This is a genomic window from Xanthomonas sp. NCPPB 901 (assembly GCF_056725085.1).
On sequence record NZ_CM161511.1, the window covers coordinates 3,424,223 to 3,443,627 of the forward strand.

At 71.6% G+C, this 19,405-nt stretch carries 16 protein-coding genes; 6 read left to right on the forward strand and 10 right to left on the reverse strand.

From position 1 onward, the window contains the following. Window positions 1-215 precede the first annotated feature (215 nt). Window positions 216-2,780, forward strand: coding sequence for a bifunctional lysylphosphatidylglycerol flippase/synthetase MprF (gene mprF / locus AC1PME_RS14300; protein WP_481096215.1), 2,565 nt, complete (start codon window positions 216-218; stop codon window positions 2,778-2,780). A gap of 477 nt (window positions 2,781-3,257) precedes the next feature. On the opposite strand, the gene AC1PME_RS14305 is transcribed toward mprF, so the two are convergent. The 5 genes from AC1PME_RS14305 to AC1PME_RS14325 all read right to left on the reverse strand — a co-directional run bounded on the left by AC1PME_RS14305 (window position 3,258) and on the right by AC1PME_RS14325 (window position 6,879). Then, complete coding sequence (locus tag AC1PME_RS14305) at window positions 3,258-4,655, reverse strand: virulence factor family protein (RefSeq protein WP_481098124.1); 1,398 nt, start codon at window positions 4,653-4,655, stop codon at window positions 3,258-3,260. Window positions 4,656-4,800: 145 nt separating this feature from the next. Then, a complete protein-coding gene (locus tag AC1PME_RS14310) occupies window positions 4,801-4,986 on the reverse strand; it encodes an oxidoreductase-like domain-containing protein (protein ID WP_481096216.1) in 186 nt (61 codons plus the stop codon). A gap of 78 nt (window positions 4,987-5,064) precedes the next feature. Next, the gene (locus AC1PME_RS14315) at window positions 5,065-5,664 is read right to left on the reverse strand and encodes an HD domain-containing protein (RefSeq protein ID WP_481096217.1); all 600 of its coding nucleotides are present in this window, start codon (window positions 5,662-5,664) and stop codon (window positions 5,065-5,067) included. Beyond that, window positions 5,661-6,332 carry an RNA 2',3'-cyclic phosphodiesterase gene (gene thpR / locus AC1PME_RS14320; RefSeq protein WP_481096218.1) on the reverse strand — a complete coding sequence of 224 codons (672 nt, stop codon included), beginning with the start codon at window positions 6,330-6,332 and terminating at the stop codon, window positions 5,661-5,663. The genes AC1PME_RS14315 and thpR overlap by 4 nt, the downstream gene beginning before the upstream one ends. Window positions 6,333-6,423: 91 nt before the next feature. After that, window positions 6,424-6,879 carry a PA2169 family four-helix-bundle protein gene (locus AC1PME_RS14325; protein ID WP_254458645.1) on the reverse strand — a complete coding sequence of 152 codons (456 nt, stop codon included), beginning with the start codon at window positions 6,877-6,879 and terminating at the stop codon, window positions 6,424-6,426. A gap of 448 nt (window positions 6,880-7,327) precedes the next feature. Here AC1PME_RS14325 and AC1PME_RS14330 point away from each other — a divergent pair, with 448 nt between their 5' ends. Next, window positions 7,328-8,476 (forward strand): transglutaminase domain-containing protein, encoded by a 1,149-nt coding sequence (locus AC1PME_RS14330; RefSeq protein ID WP_481096219.1) that lies wholly within the window; start codon window positions 7,328-7,330, stop codon window positions 8,474-8,476. A gap of 6 nt (window positions 8,477-8,482) precedes the next feature. Here the strand turns inward: AC1PME_RS14330 and AC1PME_RS14335 are convergent, their stop codons facing one another. Beyond that, the gene (locus AC1PME_RS14335) at window positions 8,483-9,685 is read right to left on the reverse strand and encodes an MFS transporter (RefSeq protein ID WP_254458647.1); all 1,203 of its coding nucleotides are present in this window, start codon (window positions 9,683-9,685) and stop codon (window positions 8,483-8,485) included. A gap of 246 nt (window positions 9,686-9,931) precedes the next feature. On the opposite strand from AC1PME_RS14335, the gene AC1PME_RS14340 reads away from it, so the two are divergent. Beyond that, window positions 9,932-11,020: an alkene reductase gene (locus AC1PME_RS14340; RefSeq protein WP_254458648.1), complete on the forward strand. Its 1,089-nt coding sequence runs from the start codon at window positions 9,932-9,934 to the stop codon at window positions 11,018-11,020. A 121-nt stretch (window positions 11,021-11,141) separates the two neighbouring features. On the opposite strand, the gene AC1PME_RS14345 is transcribed toward AC1PME_RS14340, so the two are convergent. Then, complete coding sequence (locus AC1PME_RS14345) at window positions 11,142-12,020, reverse strand: LysR family transcriptional regulator (RefSeq protein ID WP_254458649.1); 879 nt, start codon at window positions 12,018-12,020, stop codon at window positions 11,142-11,144. Window positions 12,021-12,131: 111 nt separating this feature from the next. Between AC1PME_RS14345 and AC1PME_RS14350 the strand changes: the two genes are divergently transcribed. Together AC1PME_RS14350 and AC1PME_RS14355 are read left to right on the forward strand one after the other, a co-directional pair. Further along, complete coding sequence (locus AC1PME_RS14350; RefSeq protein WP_481096220.1) at window positions 12,132-13,343, forward strand: serine hydrolase domain-containing protein; 1,212 nt, start codon at window positions 12,132-12,134, stop codon at window positions 13,341-13,343. Next, a complete protein-coding gene (locus tag AC1PME_RS14355) occupies window positions 13,340-14,539 on the forward strand; it encodes an MFS transporter (protein WP_481096221.1) in 1,200 nt (399 codons plus the stop codon). The genes AC1PME_RS14350 and AC1PME_RS14355 overlap by 4 nt, the downstream gene beginning before the upstream one ends. A 64-nt stretch (window positions 14,540-14,603) precedes the next feature. On the opposite strand, the gene AC1PME_RS14360 is transcribed toward AC1PME_RS14355, so the two are convergent. From AC1PME_RS14360 to AC1PME_RS14370, 3 genes are all read right to left on the reverse strand, one after another. After that, window positions 14,604-14,906 (reverse strand): zinc ribbon domain-containing protein YjdM, encoded by a 303-nt coding sequence (locus tag AC1PME_RS14360; RefSeq protein WP_481096222.1) that lies wholly within the window; start codon window positions 14,904-14,906, stop codon window positions 14,604-14,606. A gap of 112 nt (window positions 14,907-15,018) precedes the next feature. Continuing rightward, a complete protein-coding gene (locus AC1PME_RS14365; protein WP_481096223.1) occupies window positions 15,019-17,538 on the reverse strand; it encodes an alpha/beta hydrolase family protein in 2,520 nt (839 codons plus the stop codon). Window positions 17,539-17,909: 371 nt separating this feature from the next. Then, window positions 17,910-18,251, reverse strand: a complete 342-nt coding sequence (locus AC1PME_RS14370) for a zinc ribbon domain-containing protein YjdM (protein ID WP_254458652.1) — start codon at window positions 18,249-18,251, stop codon at window positions 17,910-17,912. Window positions 18,252-18,342: 91 nt separating this feature from the next. On the opposite strand from AC1PME_RS14370, the gene AC1PME_RS14375 reads away from it, so the two are divergent. Next, window positions 18,343-19,299 carry a cation diffusion facilitator family transporter gene (locus AC1PME_RS14375; RefSeq protein ID WP_481096224.1) on the forward strand — a complete coding sequence of 319 codons (957 nt, stop codon included), beginning with the start codon at window positions 18,343-18,345 and terminating at the stop codon, window positions 19,297-19,299. The last annotated feature ends 106 nt before the right edge of the window (window positions 19,300-19,405 follow it).

A 19,405-nucleotide genomic window follows, 5' to 3' on the forward strand; every position in this document is an offset into this window, starting at 1 on the left:
CTGAGCGATCGGGGACCGCCGTCGCGGCCGTGGACGACGGCCTGCGCCGCGGTCCCGACGCCGTGCCGACGTACGATTCCACTATCATGCGCGTCGCCGGCGCTGCCGGCACACCACCCAACCGGTATCGCGATGGACCGTCTTCGTTCCGCCTGCAGCTTCGCCCTGACCCCGTCGCGCGCCGCGTGGCGCCTTTCCGCGCGCGCCCGTCCGCAATGACCGACGCCGCGCCCTCCACTCCCGCGTCCGTCCCCGGCTGGCGCCGCGCGCTGCCGGTGCTGGCCAGCCTGGCGATCCTGGCCCTGGCGCTGCATGCGCTGGCCACGGAGTTCAGCACCCACGGCTACAGCGCGATCCGTCACGCCTTCAACCAGCTGAGCCTCAGCCAGATCGTGCTGACCCTGTTGCTGGGGCTGAGCAGCTACGCCTGCCTGATCGGCTTCGACGCCATCGGCCTGCGCCGCAGCGGGCGCAAGCTGCACCCGATGCGGATCAGCATCACCGCGTTCCTGGCGCATGCGGTCGGACAGACCCTGGGCTTCGCCGCGCTGACCGGCGGCGCGGTGCGCCTGCGCGGCTACGGCCGGGTCGGCCTGAGCCTGGCCGAGATCGGCCAGGTGGTGCTGATGAGCACGCTCGGCTTCGTGTTCGGCGCCTGGCTGCTGCTGGCGCTGGCCCTGACCCTGGAGCCGGCGGCGGCGGCGCTGGCGCTGCCGGTCGGCGCCAGCGCGGTGCGCACCATCGGCATCGCGCTGCTGGTGGGCTTCGCCACGATGCTGCTGCTCGCCGGCCGCGACGGCCGCACCCTGCGCTGGCGCAGCCACGAGCTGTGGCTGCCGGACCGGCGCACCACCCTCGGCGTGACCGCGCTGAGCGTGGTCGAGCTGGGCCTGGCCAGCGCCGCGTTCTACGTGTTGCTGCCCAACGAATCGGGGATCGAGTACATCGGCTTCGTCGGCCTGTATCTGGTCGCGGTGGTGGCCGGCCTGGTCTCGACCGTGCCGGCCGGCCTGGGCGTGTTCGAATGGAGCCTGCTCAAGCTGCTGCCCGGCGTGGCGCCGGCGGCGGTGCTGGCGGCGGCGCTGATCTACCGCATCACCTACTACGTGGTGCCGCTGCTGCTGTCGGTGCTGATGGCGTCGCTGTCCGGCCTGCGCCGGCCATTGGTCGCCAGTGCCGGCGGCGTGCGCGTGGCCTGGCGCACGCTGCGCCCGTGGCTGCCGCAGATCATCGCCCTGGCGGTGTTCGCGGTCGGCGCGGCGCTGGTCATCGACGGCACCCTGCCCACCCCCAAGCGCCGCCAGGACATGGCGCCGCTGTCGATCATGGAGACCTCGCACCTGCTGGCCAGCCTCGGCGGCGTGGTGCTGCTGCTGATCGGCCAGGGCCTGCAGCGGCGCAGCCATGCGGCCTGGGTGATGGCGATCGGCATCTGCGTGCTGCTGCCGCTGCCGGCCTGGCTGCGCGGCGGCCACGTCTCGGTGGCGCTGTCCTCGCTGGTGGTGGCGGTGGGCCTGTGGGGCGCGCGCCGCGAGTTCTACCGCGAGGGCGCGCTGCTCGACGAGGCCTGGTCGTGGCCGTGGCTGCGCAACCTCGGCCTGGTGCTGATCGCCACGATCTGGCTGCTGTTCTTCGTCTACAGCCACGTGGAATACCAGAACGAGCTGTGGTGGGAGTTCGCCACCTCGGCCAATGCGCCGCGCGCGCTGCGCGCGGTGCTGCTGGTCAGCGTGGCGGTGGTGGTGTTCGGGCTGGCGCGGCTGCTGCACAGCACCCGCTCGCCGCTGGCGCCGGCCGATGGCGTGCAACTGGACGCGCTGGCGCCGGTGCTGGCCGAGGCCACCGACACCCAGGCCTGCCTGGTGCTGACCGGCGACAAGGCCCTGCTGCAGGCCGAGGAGGGCCCCGGCTTCGTGATGATGCAGCGCTACGGCGGCTCGCTGGTGGCGATGGGCGACCCGGTCGGCGCGCCGGAGGTGGCCCGCGCGCTGATCTGGCGTTTCCGCGAGGAAGCCGACCGCATGGGCCTGCGTCCGGTGTTCTACCAGGTCGGCGAGCAGCACTGGCAGACCTACCTGGACCTGGGCCTGACCCTGGTCAAGCTCGGCGAGGAAGCGATGGTGTCGCTGGAGGGCTTCCACCTGGAGGGCCGCGACCGCGCCGACCTGCGCCAGGCCTGGAACCGCGGCAAGCGCAGCGGGCTGAGTTTCCGCATCGTCGAAGCCGACGCGGTGGACGCGCTGATGCCGGTGCTGGCCGAGGTCTCGCAGCAATGGCTGGAGGACAAGGCCGGCGCCGAGAAGGGCTTCTCGCTGGGCAGCTTCGACCCGGCCTACCTGCGCCGCTTCCCGATCGCGCTGGTGGAGTTCGAGGGCAAGGTCGTGGCCTTCGCCAACCTGTGGCAGGCCCCGGCCGGCCACGAGCTGTCGGTGGACCTGATGCGGCACATCGCCGACGCCCCGAAGGGCACCATGGATTTCCTGTTCATCGAGCTGTTCCTGTGGGGCCGCGACCAGGGCTACAAGCGCTTCTCGCTGGGCATGGCGCCGCTGTCGGGCCTGGCCCAGCACCGCCTGGCCGGGCGCTGGAACCGCTTCGGCAACCTGATCGTGCGCCACGGCGAACGCTTCTACGGCTTTACCGGCCTGCGCCGCTTCAAGTCCAAGTTCGCCCCCACCTGGCGCACCCGCTACCTCGCCGCCCCCGGCGGCATGCACCTGCCGGCGGCCCTGCTGGATGTGACCCGGCTGATCTCGCTGGATCCGCGCAAGCCGGAGTGAGGCCGGGATGGGGGAGTCGCTGGGGCGCGCTCCAGCGTTTGCGGGCATTTCGAGGCGTCGCTCCGTCCCCTCATCCGCCCCTTCGGGGTACCTTCTCCCACAGGGAGAAGGAAAAGCGCTTAGCCCCTCTCCCACCGGGAGAGGGGTTGGGGTGAGGGTACGGCCGCCATGCAGCGCCCGGTGAGAGCGCACGACGCTTGTCGCCGTGCGGGATCGAGATTTCAGCAGTCCGCGTCGCGGCTGAAGCCGCTCCTACGGCGGCAACCGCAGCCCCATCCTGGTCCGTTGGTCTGACACGCTCCCCAGCGGCAGCAACGGCACCGCTGCTTGGGTTTTTGTAGGAGCGGCTTCAGCCGCGACGCGTTCCCGACAAGGCCTCGCCGCTGAGCCGCTCCTGCGCCGGCGCGAGCGGACAAGCCCGCACGCGCGACCAGCCCGCCAATCCCCAATCCCGACTCCCCTCCCCAATCCCGGCGTCTACTGAATCCGCTGCAGGATCTGCTTGGCCAGCGTCGCGTAATCGCCCTGGAAATGATGGTCGCCGGGCAGCTTGACCAACTGCACCGCGCCCTTGGGCAGGTCCGGGCACAGTGCGTCGTCGTCGTCCTCGCCGTAGATGCACAGGGTCTGCGCCGGCGGCATCTTCGCCACTTCCGGGGCGATCGGCAGGCCGTCGTCACCGGAGCTGATCCAGTTGGACACGTGGAACTCGTAGTCGGCGGTCTTGCCCACCGACAGCAACGCGGTGAGCTGCACCTGGTCGCGCATCGCGTCCGGCAACTGGTTGTAGGCCGCCGGCAGCACGTCGGCGCCCTGCGAGAAGCCGATCAGCACCACCCGCCCGCGCTGCCACAGGTGGCTGTAGTGGCGGTAGATCCGGTCCAGGTCGGTGGCGAAGCCCTGCGGCGTGCGCTCGCTCCAGAAGTAGCGCAGCGAATCCACGCCCACCACCGGGATGCCGGCCTTGGCCAGGGCACCGGCGACCTGCTGGTCGAGTCCGGCCCAGCCGCCGTCGCCGGAGACGAAGATGGCGAACACGTTGCCGTTGTCGGCGTCGGCCGTACCGGCGGCTGCCGGTACTTCGACCACCGGCAGCCCGGCCAGGTCGGCCGGAGTCGGCGGCAGGCTGATCCCGGGGCGGTCGCCCAGTGAACGCACCGCCGCGCGCAGCCCGGGGAGCGCATCGCCGCTGGCGCTGCGGCGGAACTGCCGCGCCTGCGCCACCTTCTGCACGAAGGCATCGCTCTGCTTGGTGCAGCGGTCGCGCCGGGACTTGGCGTCCAGCGCCGCCAACCACGGCACCGGCAGCGCGGTCGGCTGCAGCGCGCGCGCCGGCGCGGTGATGCCGGGGCCGCAGATCTGGTCGTCGAGCACCTGCACCGGGCAGAAATCCTCGGTCAGCAGGCCCGCCAGCAGATGCTTGGGCGCCTGCGCGGCGACCGCGTAGGCCAGCGCGGCGCCGTCGCCGTCGCCGACCAGCAGCGGCAGGTGATAGGTCGGCACGTGGAAATAGGCCTGCACGTAGCGCGAGAAATTCTCCACGTCGCCGGCGGAGAAACCGCAGGTGCCGTCGATCTTGGCCAGCACCGCCTGCAGGTGCGCGCTGTCGATCACCGCGACCATCGCACCGTCGGCGCGCAGCGCCTCGACCTGGCGCATGCGCTCGGCGTCGGCGTGCTTGCTGCCGGCGAACCACAGCACCACGCGCTGCGCGTTGCCCTTGGGCAACAGCACCGGCACCTGCTCGAAGCGGCCGTGGCTGAGTTTTTCCGGCGCCGCCGGTGCGCCGGCCCGCGGTGCGGCGGGCGCGGCGGCGCCCGGTGCCGCGCCGGCGGTTGCGGTGGCCAGCAGGCCGCCAAGTGCACATCCCCACATCCAACCGCCACGCTTCTGCATCATCCGGCCATCCTGAAAAGGCGTGTAAAGATAATCCCGAACGGCGGCGGCGCGAAGCGCAGCGGGCGCGGCGGTTCATGCCGGGTACGCCGGACACCGCCGATCGCGTGCGCCGCCAGGCCCGTCAGCCGTCCGCGTCGGCGCCGGGATGGCGCAGCCGCCAGGCCGCCAGCGCCTGCCGGTAGCGCCCCAGCTCCTCGTGGTAGAGGTCATAGACGCACAACGGGCAGCCGCTGTCGCAGCAGTCGCTGGGGGCCGGCGGCAGCGGCGCCTGCGGGCGGGGATCGGCGTTGGCGGCAGGGTCGGACATGGGGCTCGGTGGTGGCGGCCGGGGCGGACCGGCGCGGCAGTGTAGAAGAAGGCGGTGCCGGCCGCGGTCGCCGCCCGGTCAGCCGATGGCCTGGCGCAGGTTGGCGCGCGCGGCCGCGTCGTAGCGCGCATGGAACCGCTCGCTGAGGAAGATCCGCGGCTGCGCCAGCACGGTGCGCAGGAAGGCGCGGCGCTTGCGCCGGTACAGCCAGCCCGGCACCACCGCGCGGTATTCCTCGGCGATGGCGCGGTCGTAGGCGGCGAAGGCCTCCGGCGCGGCGCCGAGGATCGCCATGTCGCAATCCAGGAACAGCGCCGCCTCCGCATCCACCGACGCGACAGTCAATTGCCCGTGGCGTGCGGTGAGTTCGATCAGCGCGGCCACCCGCGCCGCATCGACGCCGGCCTCCGGCAGCCACTGCGCGATCGCCGCCTCGGCCAGGCGCGCCGACTGCGCTTCGTTGTCGCCGCGGCCGGCGCGGTACACCGCATCGTGATAGAGCACGGCCAGGTAGACCTCGCGCGGTTGCCGCCAGCCGGTGTCGGCGGCGACCTCGGCGTAGTGCGCCAGCACCGCCTCGACGTGGCCGAAATGGTGATAGGCGCGCGGCGGCTCGGCGTAGGCCGCACGCAGTTGCGCCCACTGCGCATCGGGCAGAAGCAGCGGCGCCGCGTTCATGCGTCGCTCCGCGCAGCATCGGCATGCAACGGCCAGCGCGCCTCGTGCAGGTAACGGCCCTGCCCCTGCACGCTGCGGATCAGGCTTAGCGACGCTGCCTGCCAGCGCAGCGCAGGCACGCGCTGCGGCGCCAGCGCCCGATCGACGTAGGCCAGGGTCATGTGCGGCAGGTAGGCGCCGTCGGCGCGTGCGGCCACACCGTGCCGGGCCAGCTGCTGCTGCAGCGCCTGGCGCAAGGCCTGCAACGGCGCCGGTTCGGCATCGCCGCGCAAGACCAGCGGGCGAGTGCGCGCGCGGCTGTCGAAGGTCGCCGCCTGGTCGAACGCCAATGCGAACGGGGCGGCCGCCAGCGTCTGTCCGGCCGCGCAGGCCTGTCGCAGCAGTCGCGGCGGGATTCCGGCGTACTCGCCGAGATAGTGCAGGGTCACATGCAGCCGCTCCGGCGGCAGCGCGCGGCCGTGCAGGCCACGCGCCTCGCACAGCTGCCGACCGAGGCGATGCAGCGCCTGCGCGGTCTGCGCATCGGGCAAGAGGGCGAAGAACAGGCTTTCGCGCGCGGCGGGCGCGTCGAAGCCGAGCGAGAACTGGGCGCCGTCGGGCGCGGCATCGGGACACATGGCGGGAGCGGCAAGCGCCGCGATCGGGTCGGGCAGCGGTCGAGGGCGCATGGTAGCAAGCGCGCCGCACCGCCGCAGACACCGGCACGCCGGCCCGGCGCGCGCCGCGAGGGCGGCGTGCCGTGCCGGCGGCGGACGGCGATCAGGCCGCGTTCTTCATCGCGTGCTTGCGGGTGCGCATCACGTCGTGGCAGGAGCGCACTTCCGGCAACAGGCGGGTGGCGGCGTCGCGCGCGGCCACCGGGGTGTCGGCGTCGGCGATGGTCTCGTTGAAGGCCTTCAGCAGGCGGTCTTCGGACTCTTCCAGCTCGGCGACGTAGCCGTACTTGGTGTCGCCCAGCGTCGCACGGACCTTGCCGTACATCTGCTGCATGCTGCCGACCAGGGTGCCGTGCTCTTCCGGCTTGCCGCCGACCGACTGCACCACCGCGCTCAAGCTGCTGACGATGTCCGACTTGACGCCGGCGATGCGCAGGAACAGCGCCGACAGTTCGGCGTCGCCCACCTTCTTCGCGGCTTCTTCGTAGAAGTCCTTGCCGTCGCGGGAAATGGCGATGAGGTCGTTGAGGCTGTGGGTGGTCTTGCTCTGGATGCTCATGGGGAACTCCTGTGGCGAGGCCGGCGATATCGCGCAACGGGCACACGGGGGGTGAACCTGGATATCGCACGGCGCGGTCGAAAGGATTGCCGCGTTGCGTGGTGATGGCGATGCTGGACAGACCGGCATAAAGCGCACGTGAGCCATCGGCGCTCGCTCGTCACGCCGCATTGCCCCGGGTGAACACGCGTTCATCGGCGGCAATGCGCAGACAGGCATGTGGTGAAGTTTTCACCATCCTGTCTGCGCGCATTGCGGCGCCTGCTTGGCAGCGACTTATCCACATCGTTGCCCCATGCTCGTCCACAGCGCCTGTGGATGAAGACCACCGCCGATCGCGGGCGCCGGATGCCGCCTGTCGGCACCGCCGCTGCCGCCTCCCCGCGCCGGCGGCAGGCGCCTATAGTGCAGGCGAGCCCTGGCCCTGCAGGGCACCGCGAGGTGCGTGATGTTCGCCTGGACCGCGTTCGCCCTGCTCGCCGCCGCCGCGGTCGCCGCGCCGCCGATGCCGCCATCGCGCCCTGCGCAGGCGCTGCAGGCGACGCCACCAACCGCCGTGCCGACCACCGCGTCGACGCCGATTCCGACGCCGGAGCAGATCATGCAACTGCCGCCGGCGCTGCACGCGCTGCTGCGGCAGCGTATCGACCCGCGCGCCGACGCCGAGCAGCGCCTGCAGCAACTGGTGGCGCTGGCCTTCGACGCCAATGGCCTGAACCTGCAGTACGACCCCAAGGCCACCCACAGCGTCGCCGAGAGCTACGCCAGCGGCCGCGTCAACTGCCTGTCCTTCACCCTGCTGTTCGTGGCGATGGCGCGCGACGTCGGGCTGCCGGCGCAGGTCCAGGAAGTACGCCGCGTGCTGAGCTGGTACGAGGACGGCAACGCGCTGTACAACGTCGGCCACGTCAACGTCGGCGTGCGCGTGGACAGCGGCCGCGGCAGCATCGACCTGGACCGCAGCGTGCTGATGGACCGGCGTGGGCCGCACCCCATTTCCGACCGCCGCGCCCTCGCCCACTACTACAACAACCGCGGCGCCGAACTGATGGTCGACGGCGACCTGGACGGCGCGCGCGCGCATCTGGCGATGGCCATGCAGATGGATCCGCGCTTCGCCGGGGCCTGGAACAACCAGGGCGTGCTGGCGGTACGCGATGGCGACAGCGCCGCGGCCGCACGCGACTACGCCAAGGCGCTGCAGATCGATCCGGAGCACCTGCCGGCGCTATCCAATGCCCTCGCCCTGGCCCGGCGCCTGGGCGACGGCGCGCGCGCGGCCGCGCTGCAGACGCAGATGGCACGCGTGCGCCAGCGCGATCCGTTCCAGCAATACCTGCTCGGCACCGAAGCGGAGCAACGCCAGGACTACGCCGCGGCGATCGCCTACTACCGGCATGCGCTGCACCTGTACGACGGCGCCCACCTGCTGTACTTCGCCCTGGCCCGCGCCTACCTGCACAGCGGCGATACCCGCCGCGCCACCGCGGCATTGCGCGAGGCCATGGCGCACGCCGACCCGGCCACGCAACCGCGCTACCAGGGCAAGCTGGACGCGCTGCGGCGGCTGTCCTCGACCGCGCGGCCGCCGCGTTAGCGCACGTTAGCCGGCGGCGGGCGCGCAGGCGCCGCGCCGTGCCGCCTGGCGCGCCCACAGGTAGATCAGCAGGCCGCCCACCGCCATCGCCGCGCCGACGTAGCCGGTGGACGTCCAGCCCAGGCCGGCGCCGATCGCGATCCCGCCCAGCCACGGGCCCAGCGCGTTGGCCAAGTTGAACGCGGCATGGTTGGAGGCCGCGGCCAGGGTCTGCGCGTCGCTGGCCACGTCCATCAAGCGGGTCTGCAGCACCGGCGCCAGCGCGCCCATGCTGCCGACCGCGATCACCGCCGGCAGCACCGCCCACTGCGAGGTCGCCGCCAGCGGGAACGCCAGCAGCACCGCCAGCGACCACAGCAGCACCAGCGGCACCGCGCGGAACTGCAGGCGGTCGAACAGCCAGCCGCCGGCCAGATTGCCGAGCAAGCCACCCAGCCCGAACGCGCCCATCGCCACCGGGATCCAATGCTCGGAGACGCCAGTGACGTCGATCAAGGTCGGCGCCAGATAGCTGAAGACGCAGAACATGCCGGCGAAGCCGATCGCGCCGATGCCCAGCGCCAGCCACACCTGCGTGCGGTTGAACGCGCGCAGTTCGCGCAACGGCGAGGGCCGCGCCTCCTGCGGATCGGTCGGCAGCAGGCGCGCCACCAGCACCACCGTCAGCACCGCGATCACCGCCACCAGGGCGTAGGCATAGCGCCACTGCGCCACCTGGCCAAGCCAGGTCGCCAGCGGGTTGCCGACCAGCACCGCCAGGTTCAGGCCCAGCAGCACCCGGCTGACCGCCGCACCACGCTGGTCGGACGGCCCGATCGACGCCGCCACCAGGGTCGCCACGCCGAAGTAGGCGCCATGCGGCAGGCCGGCGACGAACCGCGCCAGCAGCATGCTCGGATAGTCCGGAGCCAGCGCGCTGGCGAGATTGCCGAGCGCATAGAAGCCCATCAGCGCCAGCAGCAGGCGCCGGCGCGGCCAGCGCGCGCCGAGGATCGCCAGCAGCGGCGCGCCGACCACCACGCCCAGCGCGTAGGCGCTGATCAGGTGCCCGACGTGCGGCGCATCGATGCCCAGGCCACGGCCGATGTACGGCATCAGGCCCATGGTGGAGAACTCGCTGGTACCGATCGCGAAACCGCCCATCGCCAGCGCGAACAGGATCAGCACGTAGCCGCGCCGCGACAGCGGCGCCGTGGCGGATGAGGTCATGCGCACGTCCCGAGAGAAGGGCTGCCCATTATTGTGCATTGCAGCAAGCCCTGCATCCCCTCGTACGCAACGCCGCGTTGCATCGCGCCTGACACGGCGGCACGCCGACCAGCGTGCAGCCGCAGCAACGCACTGTCCCATCGCGCCGCCGCGAAAGCGCCGGATGCGTCCCCATCTCCTGTACGCACAGCGCCTTGCAGCGTCCCGCTGTAGGGTCCGCGCTACCCCCACCACCGAGAGACACCGATGACCGATACCGCTTCCCCGCTGTTCACGCCACTGCGCCTGGGCGCGATCGCACTGGCCAACCGCATCGTGATGGCGCCGCTGACCCGCAATCGTGCCGAAGGCGAAGGCCGCATCCCCTCGCCGCTGGCCGCCGAGTACTACGGCCAGCGTGCCAGTGCCGGCCTGATCGTCGCCGAGGCGACCCAGATCAGTCCGATGGGCCAGGGCTACAAGGACACCCCGGGGATCTACAGCGACGCGCAGGTCGCGGCCTGGAAGACGATCACCGACGAAGTGCATCGCCGCGGCGGCAAGATCGTGCTGCAGCTGTGGCATGTGGGTCGCATTTCCCACGTCAGCCTGCTGCCGGACGGCGCCGCGCCGGTGGCGCCCAGCGCGCTGCGCGCCGACGCCAAGACCTTCACCGCCGAGGGCTTCACCGCGGTGTCGGCGCCGCGCGCGCTGCGCCTGGACGAGATTCCCGGCGTGATCGAGGACTACCGCCGCGCCGCCCGCAACGCCATCGCCGCCGGTTTCGACGGCGTGGAAGTGCATGCCGCCAACGGCTACCTGATCGACCAGTTCCTGCGCGACGGCAGCAACCACCGCGACGACGCCTACGGCGGCAGCATCGAGAACCGCACCCGCCTGCTGTTCGAGGTGGTGCAGGCGGTGGCGCAGGAGATCGGCGCCGACCGCACCGGCGTGCGCCTGTCGCCGGTGACCCCGGCCAACGATGCGCGCGACAGCGATCCGCAGCCGCTGTTCGAGCGCGCGGTGGAACGCTTGGATCCGCTGGGCCTGGCCTTCTTGCACGTGATCGAGGGCGCCACCGGCGGCCCGCGCGACAACATCGCCTTCGACTATGCCGCGCTGCGCGCCAAGTTCCATGGCCCGTGGCTGGTCAACAACGGCTACGACAAGGCGCTGGCCGAAGACGCCGTGGCCTCCGGCCGCGCCGACGCGGTGGCGTTCGGCCGCCCGTTCATCGCCAACCCGGACCTGGTGGAACGGCTGCGTCGCGACGCCCCCTTGAACCCGCTCGACACCGACACGCTGTACGGCGGCGGCGCCAAGGGCTACATCGACTACCCGACGCTGGATTGATGTCCGCTGCGTGGCTGCGGCCAATGTGCCGCAGCCCGCAGTAGCAAGATCGCGGATATCGGCTATGCATGCCGCAACCGGCCATGCCGCTGCCCAACGCCATTGTCCGCTTCCGGCACGCCTAGAACATCAACCGCTCGCCGAGGAAATCGACGAACACGCGCAGCTTCGGCAGCATGTGCCGGCTCGACGGCCACAACAGATGGAAGGTGCCGGTGGAATCGACATAGTCGTCGAGCAGCGTGCGCAGCGTGCCGGCCTCCAGTTCGGCGCGCACCGAATGCTCCGGCAGGAAGGCGATACCGCAGCCGCGCAGGGCGAAGTTCAGCCGCGTCTCGATGTTGTTGCAGACCATCGACACGGGTAACGGCAGGCCAGCCGCCGCCGCACCCAGCGGCCAGGCTTCCAGGCGCCCGCTGCTGCGGAAGCGGTAGTGCAGGCACTGATGCGTCAGCAGGTCGGCCGGCTGCAATGGCGTGCCGCAGCGCTGCAGGTAATCCGGTGCGGCCACCAGGCAGCGGCGGAAACTGCCCAGGCGGCGCGAGGCCAGCCGCGAATCGTCCGGCTCGGCCACGCGCAGCACGGCATCGAACCCCTCTTCGATCACGTCCACCAGGCGGTCGTCGAAATCCAGGTCCAGCTGGACCTGCGGATAGGCGCGCATGAAGTCGCCCAGCACCGGCAGCAGCACGTTGTTGTTCATCGGCAGACTGATCCGCAGCCGCCCCTTCGGCGTCGCCGCCAGGCTGCCCAGCTCGCCGCGTGCCGCTTCGACCTCGGCCAGGATGCGCCGGCAGCGCGGCAGGAACAGCTGGCCTTCGGCGGTCAGGGTCAGGCTGCGGGTGCTGCGATGGAACAGGCGCACACCCAGCGACTGTTCCAGCCGCGCCACGCTCTTGGCCATCGCCGAGGCAGACAGGCCCAGCACCCGCCCGGCCTCGGCGAAGCCACCGTTCTCCACCACCTGCACGAAGCCACGCAGGCTCCCCAGACTGTCCATCGCAGCGCCCCATTGCGGACATTCGTGTCCTTGCAGCCAGGAACTCTACCCGTCTTTTTCCGCAATCGGCAGGCGTCCACGCTGCAGCTCCCTTCACCGAGCGCCGCGCCCATGCCCGCCTCCTCTACCACTGCCTCCGCGTTTCCCTCCCCTGCGCAGCCACCGCTGTCGCCCCACCAGGCCGCGCCGCTGGATGCCGCGATCGACGCCGCCCTGCAGCAACAGCGGCTGGTCGGTGCGGTGGTGCTGGTCGCCCATCGCGGCGCCTGCGTCTACCGCCGCGCAGCCGGCTGGGCCGACCGCGAGGCGCAGCGGCCGATGCATGAGGAGACCCGCTTCCGCCTGGCCTCGGTCAGCAAACTGATCGTCGCCACTGCGGCGTTGGCGCTGGTGGCGCAGGGCCGCCTGAGCCTGGACGCGCCGATCGCACGCTGGCTGCCGTGGTTCCGCCCCGCCCTAGCCGACGGCCAGGTGCCGGACATCAGCCTGCGCCAACTGCTCAGCCACAGCGCCGGATTCGGCTACCGCTTCCTCGAACCCGAAGGCGGCCCGCTTGCGCGCGCCGGCGTCTCGGACGGGATGGACAACAGCGGCCTGAGCCTGGAAGAGAACCTGCGGCGGCTGGCGCAGGTCCCGCTGCAGTACGCGCCGGGCAGCGGCTGGGGCTATTCGCTGTCGATCGACGTCGCCGGTGCGTTGCTGCAGGCGGCCAGCGGCCAGCCGCTGGCGCAGCTGGTCCATGCGTTGGTCACCGCCCCGCTGGGGATGCGGGCCACTGCCTTCCATGCCGAGGACGCCGCCATCCTGGCGGTGCCTTACGTCAACGGCCGGCCTGCGCCGCATCGGCTGGGCGAAGGCGAAGTGGTCGCGCCGTTTGCCGACGGCGCCGGCATCGTCTTCCATCCCTCGCGCGCGCTGGACCGCAATGCGTTCGCGTCGGCTGGCGCCGGCATGGTCGGCACTGCCGGCGACGTGCTGCGACTGCTGGAGACGCTGCGGGGCGGTGGCGCGCCGCTGCTGCCGGCTGCGCTGGTCGCAGAGATGGGCCGCGCCCAGGTCGGCGAACTCGGTCCGCCGGACGCACCGGGCTGGGGCTACGGCCTGGGCTTTTCGGTGCTGCGCGACCCACGGCCGACCGCGACCCCGGAAGCGCCCGGTAGCTGGCGCTGGGGCGGCGCCTACGGGCATAGCTGGTTCGTCGATCCGGCCCGGGAACTGAGCGTGGTGGCGCTGACCAACACGCTCTACGAGGGCATGTCCGGCGCGTTCGTCGGGCAGCTGCGCGATGCGGCGTATGCCGCGCTGCGCGGCGCGGGCGCATGAACGGCGTGGCGCCGGCACCGCGTCGGGCCGCCGCGCTGCCGCAGGCCGCGCCGCGCCTGCCTTGGAGCGGCCTGCTCGCGCTGGCCTGCGCGGGGTTCGTGACCATCCTCACCGAGACGCTGCCGGCCGGCCTGCTGCCGGCGATGGCAGCGGGGCTGCAGGTCGAGGCGGCATGGATCGGGCAACTGGTCAGCGTCTACGCGTTGGGCTCGCTGCTGGCCGCGATCCCGCTGACCAGCGCGACCCGGCGCTGGCGCCGGCGGCCGTTGCTGCTGCTGGCCATCGCCGGCTTCGCCATCGCCAACACGGTCACCGCGCTATCCGGCGACTACGCGTTGACCCTGGCCGCACGCCTGCTCGCCGGCGTCAGCGCCGGCCTGCTGTGGGCCTTGCTCGCCGGCCACGCCAGCCGCATGGCGGCGCCGGCACAGCAGGGCCGCGCGATCGCGGTGGCGATGATCGGCACGCCGCTGGCACTGGCCTTGGGCATTCCGGCCGGGACCCTGCTCGGGCAGCATCTGGGCTGGCGCTGGGCGTTCGGCGCGATGTCGCTGCTGAGCCTGACGCTGCTCGCCTGGGTGCGCGCCGCGGTACCGGACTTCGCCGGCCAGGCGCCGCAGGCGCAACTGCCGCTGCGCCGGGTCATGGCGCTGCCCGGGGTCGGCCAGGTGCTGGCGACGCTGCTGCCGTTCGTACTGGCGCACAACCTGCTCTACACCTACGTGGCGCCGCTGCTGGCGCGGATCGAGCCCGAGCCCGCGCTGGACCGTTACCTGCTGCTGTTCGGGCTGAGCGCGCTGCTCGGCATCGTCGGAGTCGGGGTGTGGATCGACCGCTGGCTGCGGCCGCTGCTGCTGGCGAGCATCACGCTGTTCGCGCTGGCGGCACTCGCGCTGGCGCTGTGGCCACGGGCGCCGACGCTGGTGGCGACGGCGCTGGCGCTGTGGGGATTGGCCTTCGGCGGCTGCGCCACGCTGTTCCAGACCGCGATGGCGCGCCGCGCCGGCGCTGCCGCCGATCTGGCGCAATCGCTGATCGTCACCACCTGGAACCTGGCGATCGCCGTCGGCGGCGGACTCGGCGGCGCGCTGTTGCAGCGCTACGGGGTCGCTGCGCTGCCGTGGAGCGCATTGGCGCTGTTGTGCGCGGCCTGGATCCTCGCGCTGCCGGCGCGCGCCTGGGCGCGCAGCGGCTGAGCCGGCGCGCCGCCGCCGCGCGTCTTGCATGGCGCGCGGCGCGGCGCCCCGCCGCGTCGGCGACTCACGCCTTGCGCAGGAAGCAGGTCTTCAGCACCAGGCCCTTGATCTTGTCCGAGTGGCCTTCGATGTGCTCGGCATCGTCCTCGACCAGGCGGATGCCGCGGATCACCGTGCCCTGCTTGAGCGGGATCGACGAGCCCTTGACCTTCAGGTCCTTGATCACCACCACCGTGTCGCCGGCCTGCAGCACGTTGCCGTTGCTGTCGCGCACCACCGTCGCCGCGTCGTTGGCGGCCTCGGCCGCGACCGGCCACTCGTGGCCGCAGTCCGCGCAGACCCAGTTGGCGCCGTCGACATAGCGCACCTGCGCGATGCGGTGTATGCCGCAGTGCGCGCCGGGTCCGCATGCGCGGTGCGCCGCAGTGCCGCGCATCGGCAGCGGGACGCGGGAGTGCCCGGTTTCTGCGCCGCGACGCTCACGGCGCGCTGGCGGGCGCCGCCGCTTGCACCGGTGCGGCCGCCGGGCCGGACAGATGCGTCTGCAGGAAACCGGCCACGCCGCTCCACAAGGCGACGCGATGCTCGACGTCGGCGAAACCGTGTCCCTCGTCCTTGAAGCTCAACCCCACCGGCGGATTGCCGGCCATGTCCAGCATGCGCAGCATGCGCCGGGTGTGCTCGTAGTCCACCCGGCGGTCCTCCAGGCCGTGCGCCAGCAGCACCGGCACCTTGATCGCGTCGTAGTGGTACAGCGGCGAGGTCTCGATCATCTGCGCCAGCTCCGCCTTGGGATCGCCAAGGCGCTTTTCCAGGTTCGCGCGCCCTTCGGCGCTGCGCGCGCCGTCGCTGGCGGTGTAGAACAGGATCCGGTCGGCCACGCCGGCGATGGACACGGCGCAGCGGAAGCGTTGCGGCCAGCGGATCGTCATCACCAGCGCCGAATAGCCGCCATAGCTGGCGCCGAGCACGCACATGCGCTGCGGATCCAGCGGATAGCGCGTCTGCGCCTGCACGATCGCCGCATCGATATCGTCCTCGATCAACGTTCCGAAGCTGCCGCGTCCGGCCTCGCGAAACGCGCGACCGTAGCCGTCCGACCCACGGAAGTTGACGCGCAGTACCGCGTAGCCCATCGAGGCGAGGAACTGCGTCTCCGCATCGAAGCCCAGCGCATCGGCGACGCCGATCGGTCCGCCGTGCGGAAACACCACCAGCGGCTTGCGTCCGGCACCAGGCGGCAGGGTCAGGAAGGCCTCCAGCGGCAGCCCGTCGCGGCCGTTGAACCGGAACACCTCGCTGGGCGCGAAGGCCATGCCGTGCAGCCACGGCATGGCCTCGCCGATCGTGCGCGCCACGCGCTTGTCCAGGTCGAGATGGTAGAGCTGCGGCGGTTGGTCGGCGGCGTCGGCCCAAAGCACCATCTGCTTGCCGTCCGCATTGCGCGCGGCGATCTGCACGTTGCGCCCCGGCAAGGCCGCGCTGAGCGCGCGGCCCAGGCGCTCGTCGGCATTTTCGAAGTAGTGGCTGACCAGGCGTCCACTCTCGTAGTAGGTGACGCCGATCGGAGTGCGCTGCGGGCCCTGGATCATGTCGACCACGTCGATCCCGCTGCGGCTGAACAGCGTACGCACGATCTTGCGCGTGGCCACGTCGTAGGCGACCAACTCCCGCTGCGCGCGTCCGTCGTCGGTCACCGCATAGATCTCGTCCGCCGCAAAAGACAGGCCCACCGGCTGGAAATCGCGCAGGTGGTCGAGCGTCATCACGTCGCGATAGGTCGTGCCTGCGCCGTCGCGGTAGCGCAGCACGTAGCCTTCGTCGCGGCGCACGATGGCCAGGCGCAGCCGCCCTTCCCCATCGGTCAACCAGCCAACGTCGCGCTCCAGGCCGATGTTGAGCCGGTCACGCAGGCGTGGCCGCCAATGGTCGATCGCCGCCTGGCTGGACACGTCCAGGATCTGCACCGCATTGTCGCCGTTGCTCAAGGTGGTGGCGTACAGCACCTGGTTGGGACGTTGCGGCAGGGCATCGACCAGGAACCCGCCATCGGGCAAGGTCAGCGGAGTCCATTTGCGTTTGCCGTCGGCCGCCGTATCGGCGCGCATGCCGCGCACCACGTCGCGTCCGTTCTTCACCGGCACGGTGAACAGCAACGCGTCGTTGCCGGCCCACAGCATCTGCCTGATCGGCTCGACGCTGGTGGCCAGCAGGCGCTGCTGATCGCTGGACAGATCCAGCAGTTCGATGCGCCACTCGTCCTTGCGCTCGTGCACCTGCAGCGCCAGCAGGTCGCCGCGCGGATTCAGGCTGAGGTCGGCGATGCGGCCGTCGCGGAACAGCGTGGCCGGCGCGATCGGCAGGACCTTCGGCATAGGCGGCGTGCGCAGCGCCACCTGTGCCGCCGGACGCGCGTCGGGATGCTGCGCCAGCGCCTTGCGGTAGAACTCCGGGAACGGATCCGGGTAGTGCCCGGCGTAGCGCAGGGCGTAGCGCGCCCACAGCGCCGGATGGGTCTGTTGCAGCCAGTCCATCGCCGCCAATGCGCGGTTGACCATGCCCATGTCGCCGCTGAAGAACGAGGCCGGCCGGAACAGCAGGTCGCCCGGGTAGGTGATCTGCCCAGGTTCGAGCCGGAAGCGGAACTCGTCGCTGTCGCGCAAGCTGTAGCCGAACTGCGGGGTCAACAGCACCCTGCGCCAGGCGTAGTCGCCGGCCGGCGCGATGTAGAGCCGGTAGCTGATGCCCGGCTTGAGCCCGGACATGGTGCCACCACCGAAGACCTTGCCGTCCTTGTTCAGCTCCACGCCGCTCAATGCGACGTCGGTGTCCACCGCCACCACCACCAGGCCTTCGCCCGACGCCAGTTCCGGCGTCTGCCCCGGCTTGACCTCCTGCATGCGCGCCCAGGCCGGCAGCGCCAGCAGGCACAACCCCCATGCCAGGACCAGCGTGCGCGCCAGACGGCCGGCAGCCGTCGCCCCTGTATACGTTCGCATGTGCATCCCCTGTTCCGTGTCTGCGCCGGTCCGGCCGGCGACGCCCCCCGGCGCCGTTGCACATGATAGCTGCCGCACCGCGCACGCTGGGCGCCGGCGCGCGCCAGGCGCGACGACGGCCACGCCGCGGGGATCGCCTCTCCCATTGGCGCGCAGGACGCACGCGGTGCGCAGCTGGCGCCTGGACGGGCGGCCTCCATCGGCTAACGGAAGCAGCGCGTGGGAGCGGCGTCAGCCGCGACGGGCGGTCGCGATGACGCCTGTCGCGGCTGAAGCCGCTCCTGCGGGCAATCTGCGTCCGCGCAGGTGCCACGGACCCCGCCGAGCGCGCGGCCGCGACGTGGTGCGCGCGCCGGCCCGGCGCGCCGGACTCACGCCTTGCGCAGGAAGCAGGTCTTCAGCACCAGGCCCTTGATCTTGTCCGAATTGCCTTCGATGTGCTCGGCATCGTCCTCGACCAGGCGGATGCCGCGGATCACCGTGCCCTGCTTGAGCGGGATCGACGCGCCCTTGACCTTCAGGTCCTTGATCACCACCACCGTGTCGCCGGCCTGCAACACGTTGCCGTTGCTGTCGCGCACCACCGTCGCCGCGTCGTTGGCGGCCTCGGCCGCGACCGACCACTCGTGGCCGCAGTCCGCGCAGACCCAGTTGGCGCCGTCGACATAGGTGTTTTCCAGGGTGCATTGCGGGCAGGCGGGCGCGGCGGGCATGGGGAGTCCTTGATACGGTGACAACGGGAAGCCGCCTATTGTAGTCGCCCGCCCCGTGCCGCCGTGCGGCCGCGCCAGCCGCAGGAACGCCATGTCCGCCTCATCCGGGTCCCGTCTCGCCATCTACGCCGCGCTCGCCGGCAATCTGGCCATCGCCATCGCCAAGTTCGTCGCCGCGGCGATCTCGGGCAGTTCGGCGATGCTCAGCGAAGGCGTGCATTCGCTGGTGGACACGGTCAACGAGCTGTTGCTGCTGTACGGCCTGCGCCGCGCCGCGCGCCCGGCCGACGCCACCCACCCGTTCGGCCACGGGCGCGAACTGTACTTCTGGAGTTTCATCGTCGCCCTGCTGGTGTTCGCGCTGGGCGCCGGCGTGTCGCTGTACGAGGGCATCGCCCACATCCGCGATCCGCAGCCGGCCAGCGACCACACCCTCAACTACATCGTGCTGGGGCTGTCGCTGCTGTTCGAAGGCGGCTCGTGGTGGGTGTCGCTGCGCGAGTTCCGCGCGCGCAAGGGCCGCCTGAGCTATGTGCAGGCATTCCGCGAGAGCAAGGACCCGAGCCTGTTCACCGTGCTGGTGGAGGACAGCGCGGCGCTGATCGGCCTGCTGATCGCGCTGGCCGGCCTGCTCGCCGCGCAGTGGCTGGACATGCCGGCACTGGATGGCGTGGCCTCGATCGGCATCGCCGCGGTGCTGGCCTGCTCGGCGTTCGTGCTGGCTCGCGAGACCAAGGGCCTGTTGATCGGCGAGCCGGCGGCGCGCCCGCTCGGCGACGCGTTGCGCCGGATCGCCGCGGCCGATCCGGACGTGCGCGCGGTCAACGGCGTGCTCAGCGTGCAGATGGGGCCGGACCAGGTGGTGGCCGCGCTCAGCGCCGAGTTCGAGGACCAGCGCAGCACCGCGCAGATCGAAGCCTGCATCGAGCGCATCGAGGCCGCCGCGCGCGCCGAGCATCCGGAACTGCAGGCCCTGTTCGTCAAGCCGCAGACCCCGGAGACCTGGCTGGCGCGGCGCACCGCGCTGCGCCGGCCGCCGCCGGGCTGAATGCGCCGCACCAGCGGCGACTTGCGGCGCCACGGCGCTTTTCGTTAGGGTAGCCGGGTAGCACCCTCTCATCGCGCTGTGACTGTGCCGGCGTATCCCCCTTACT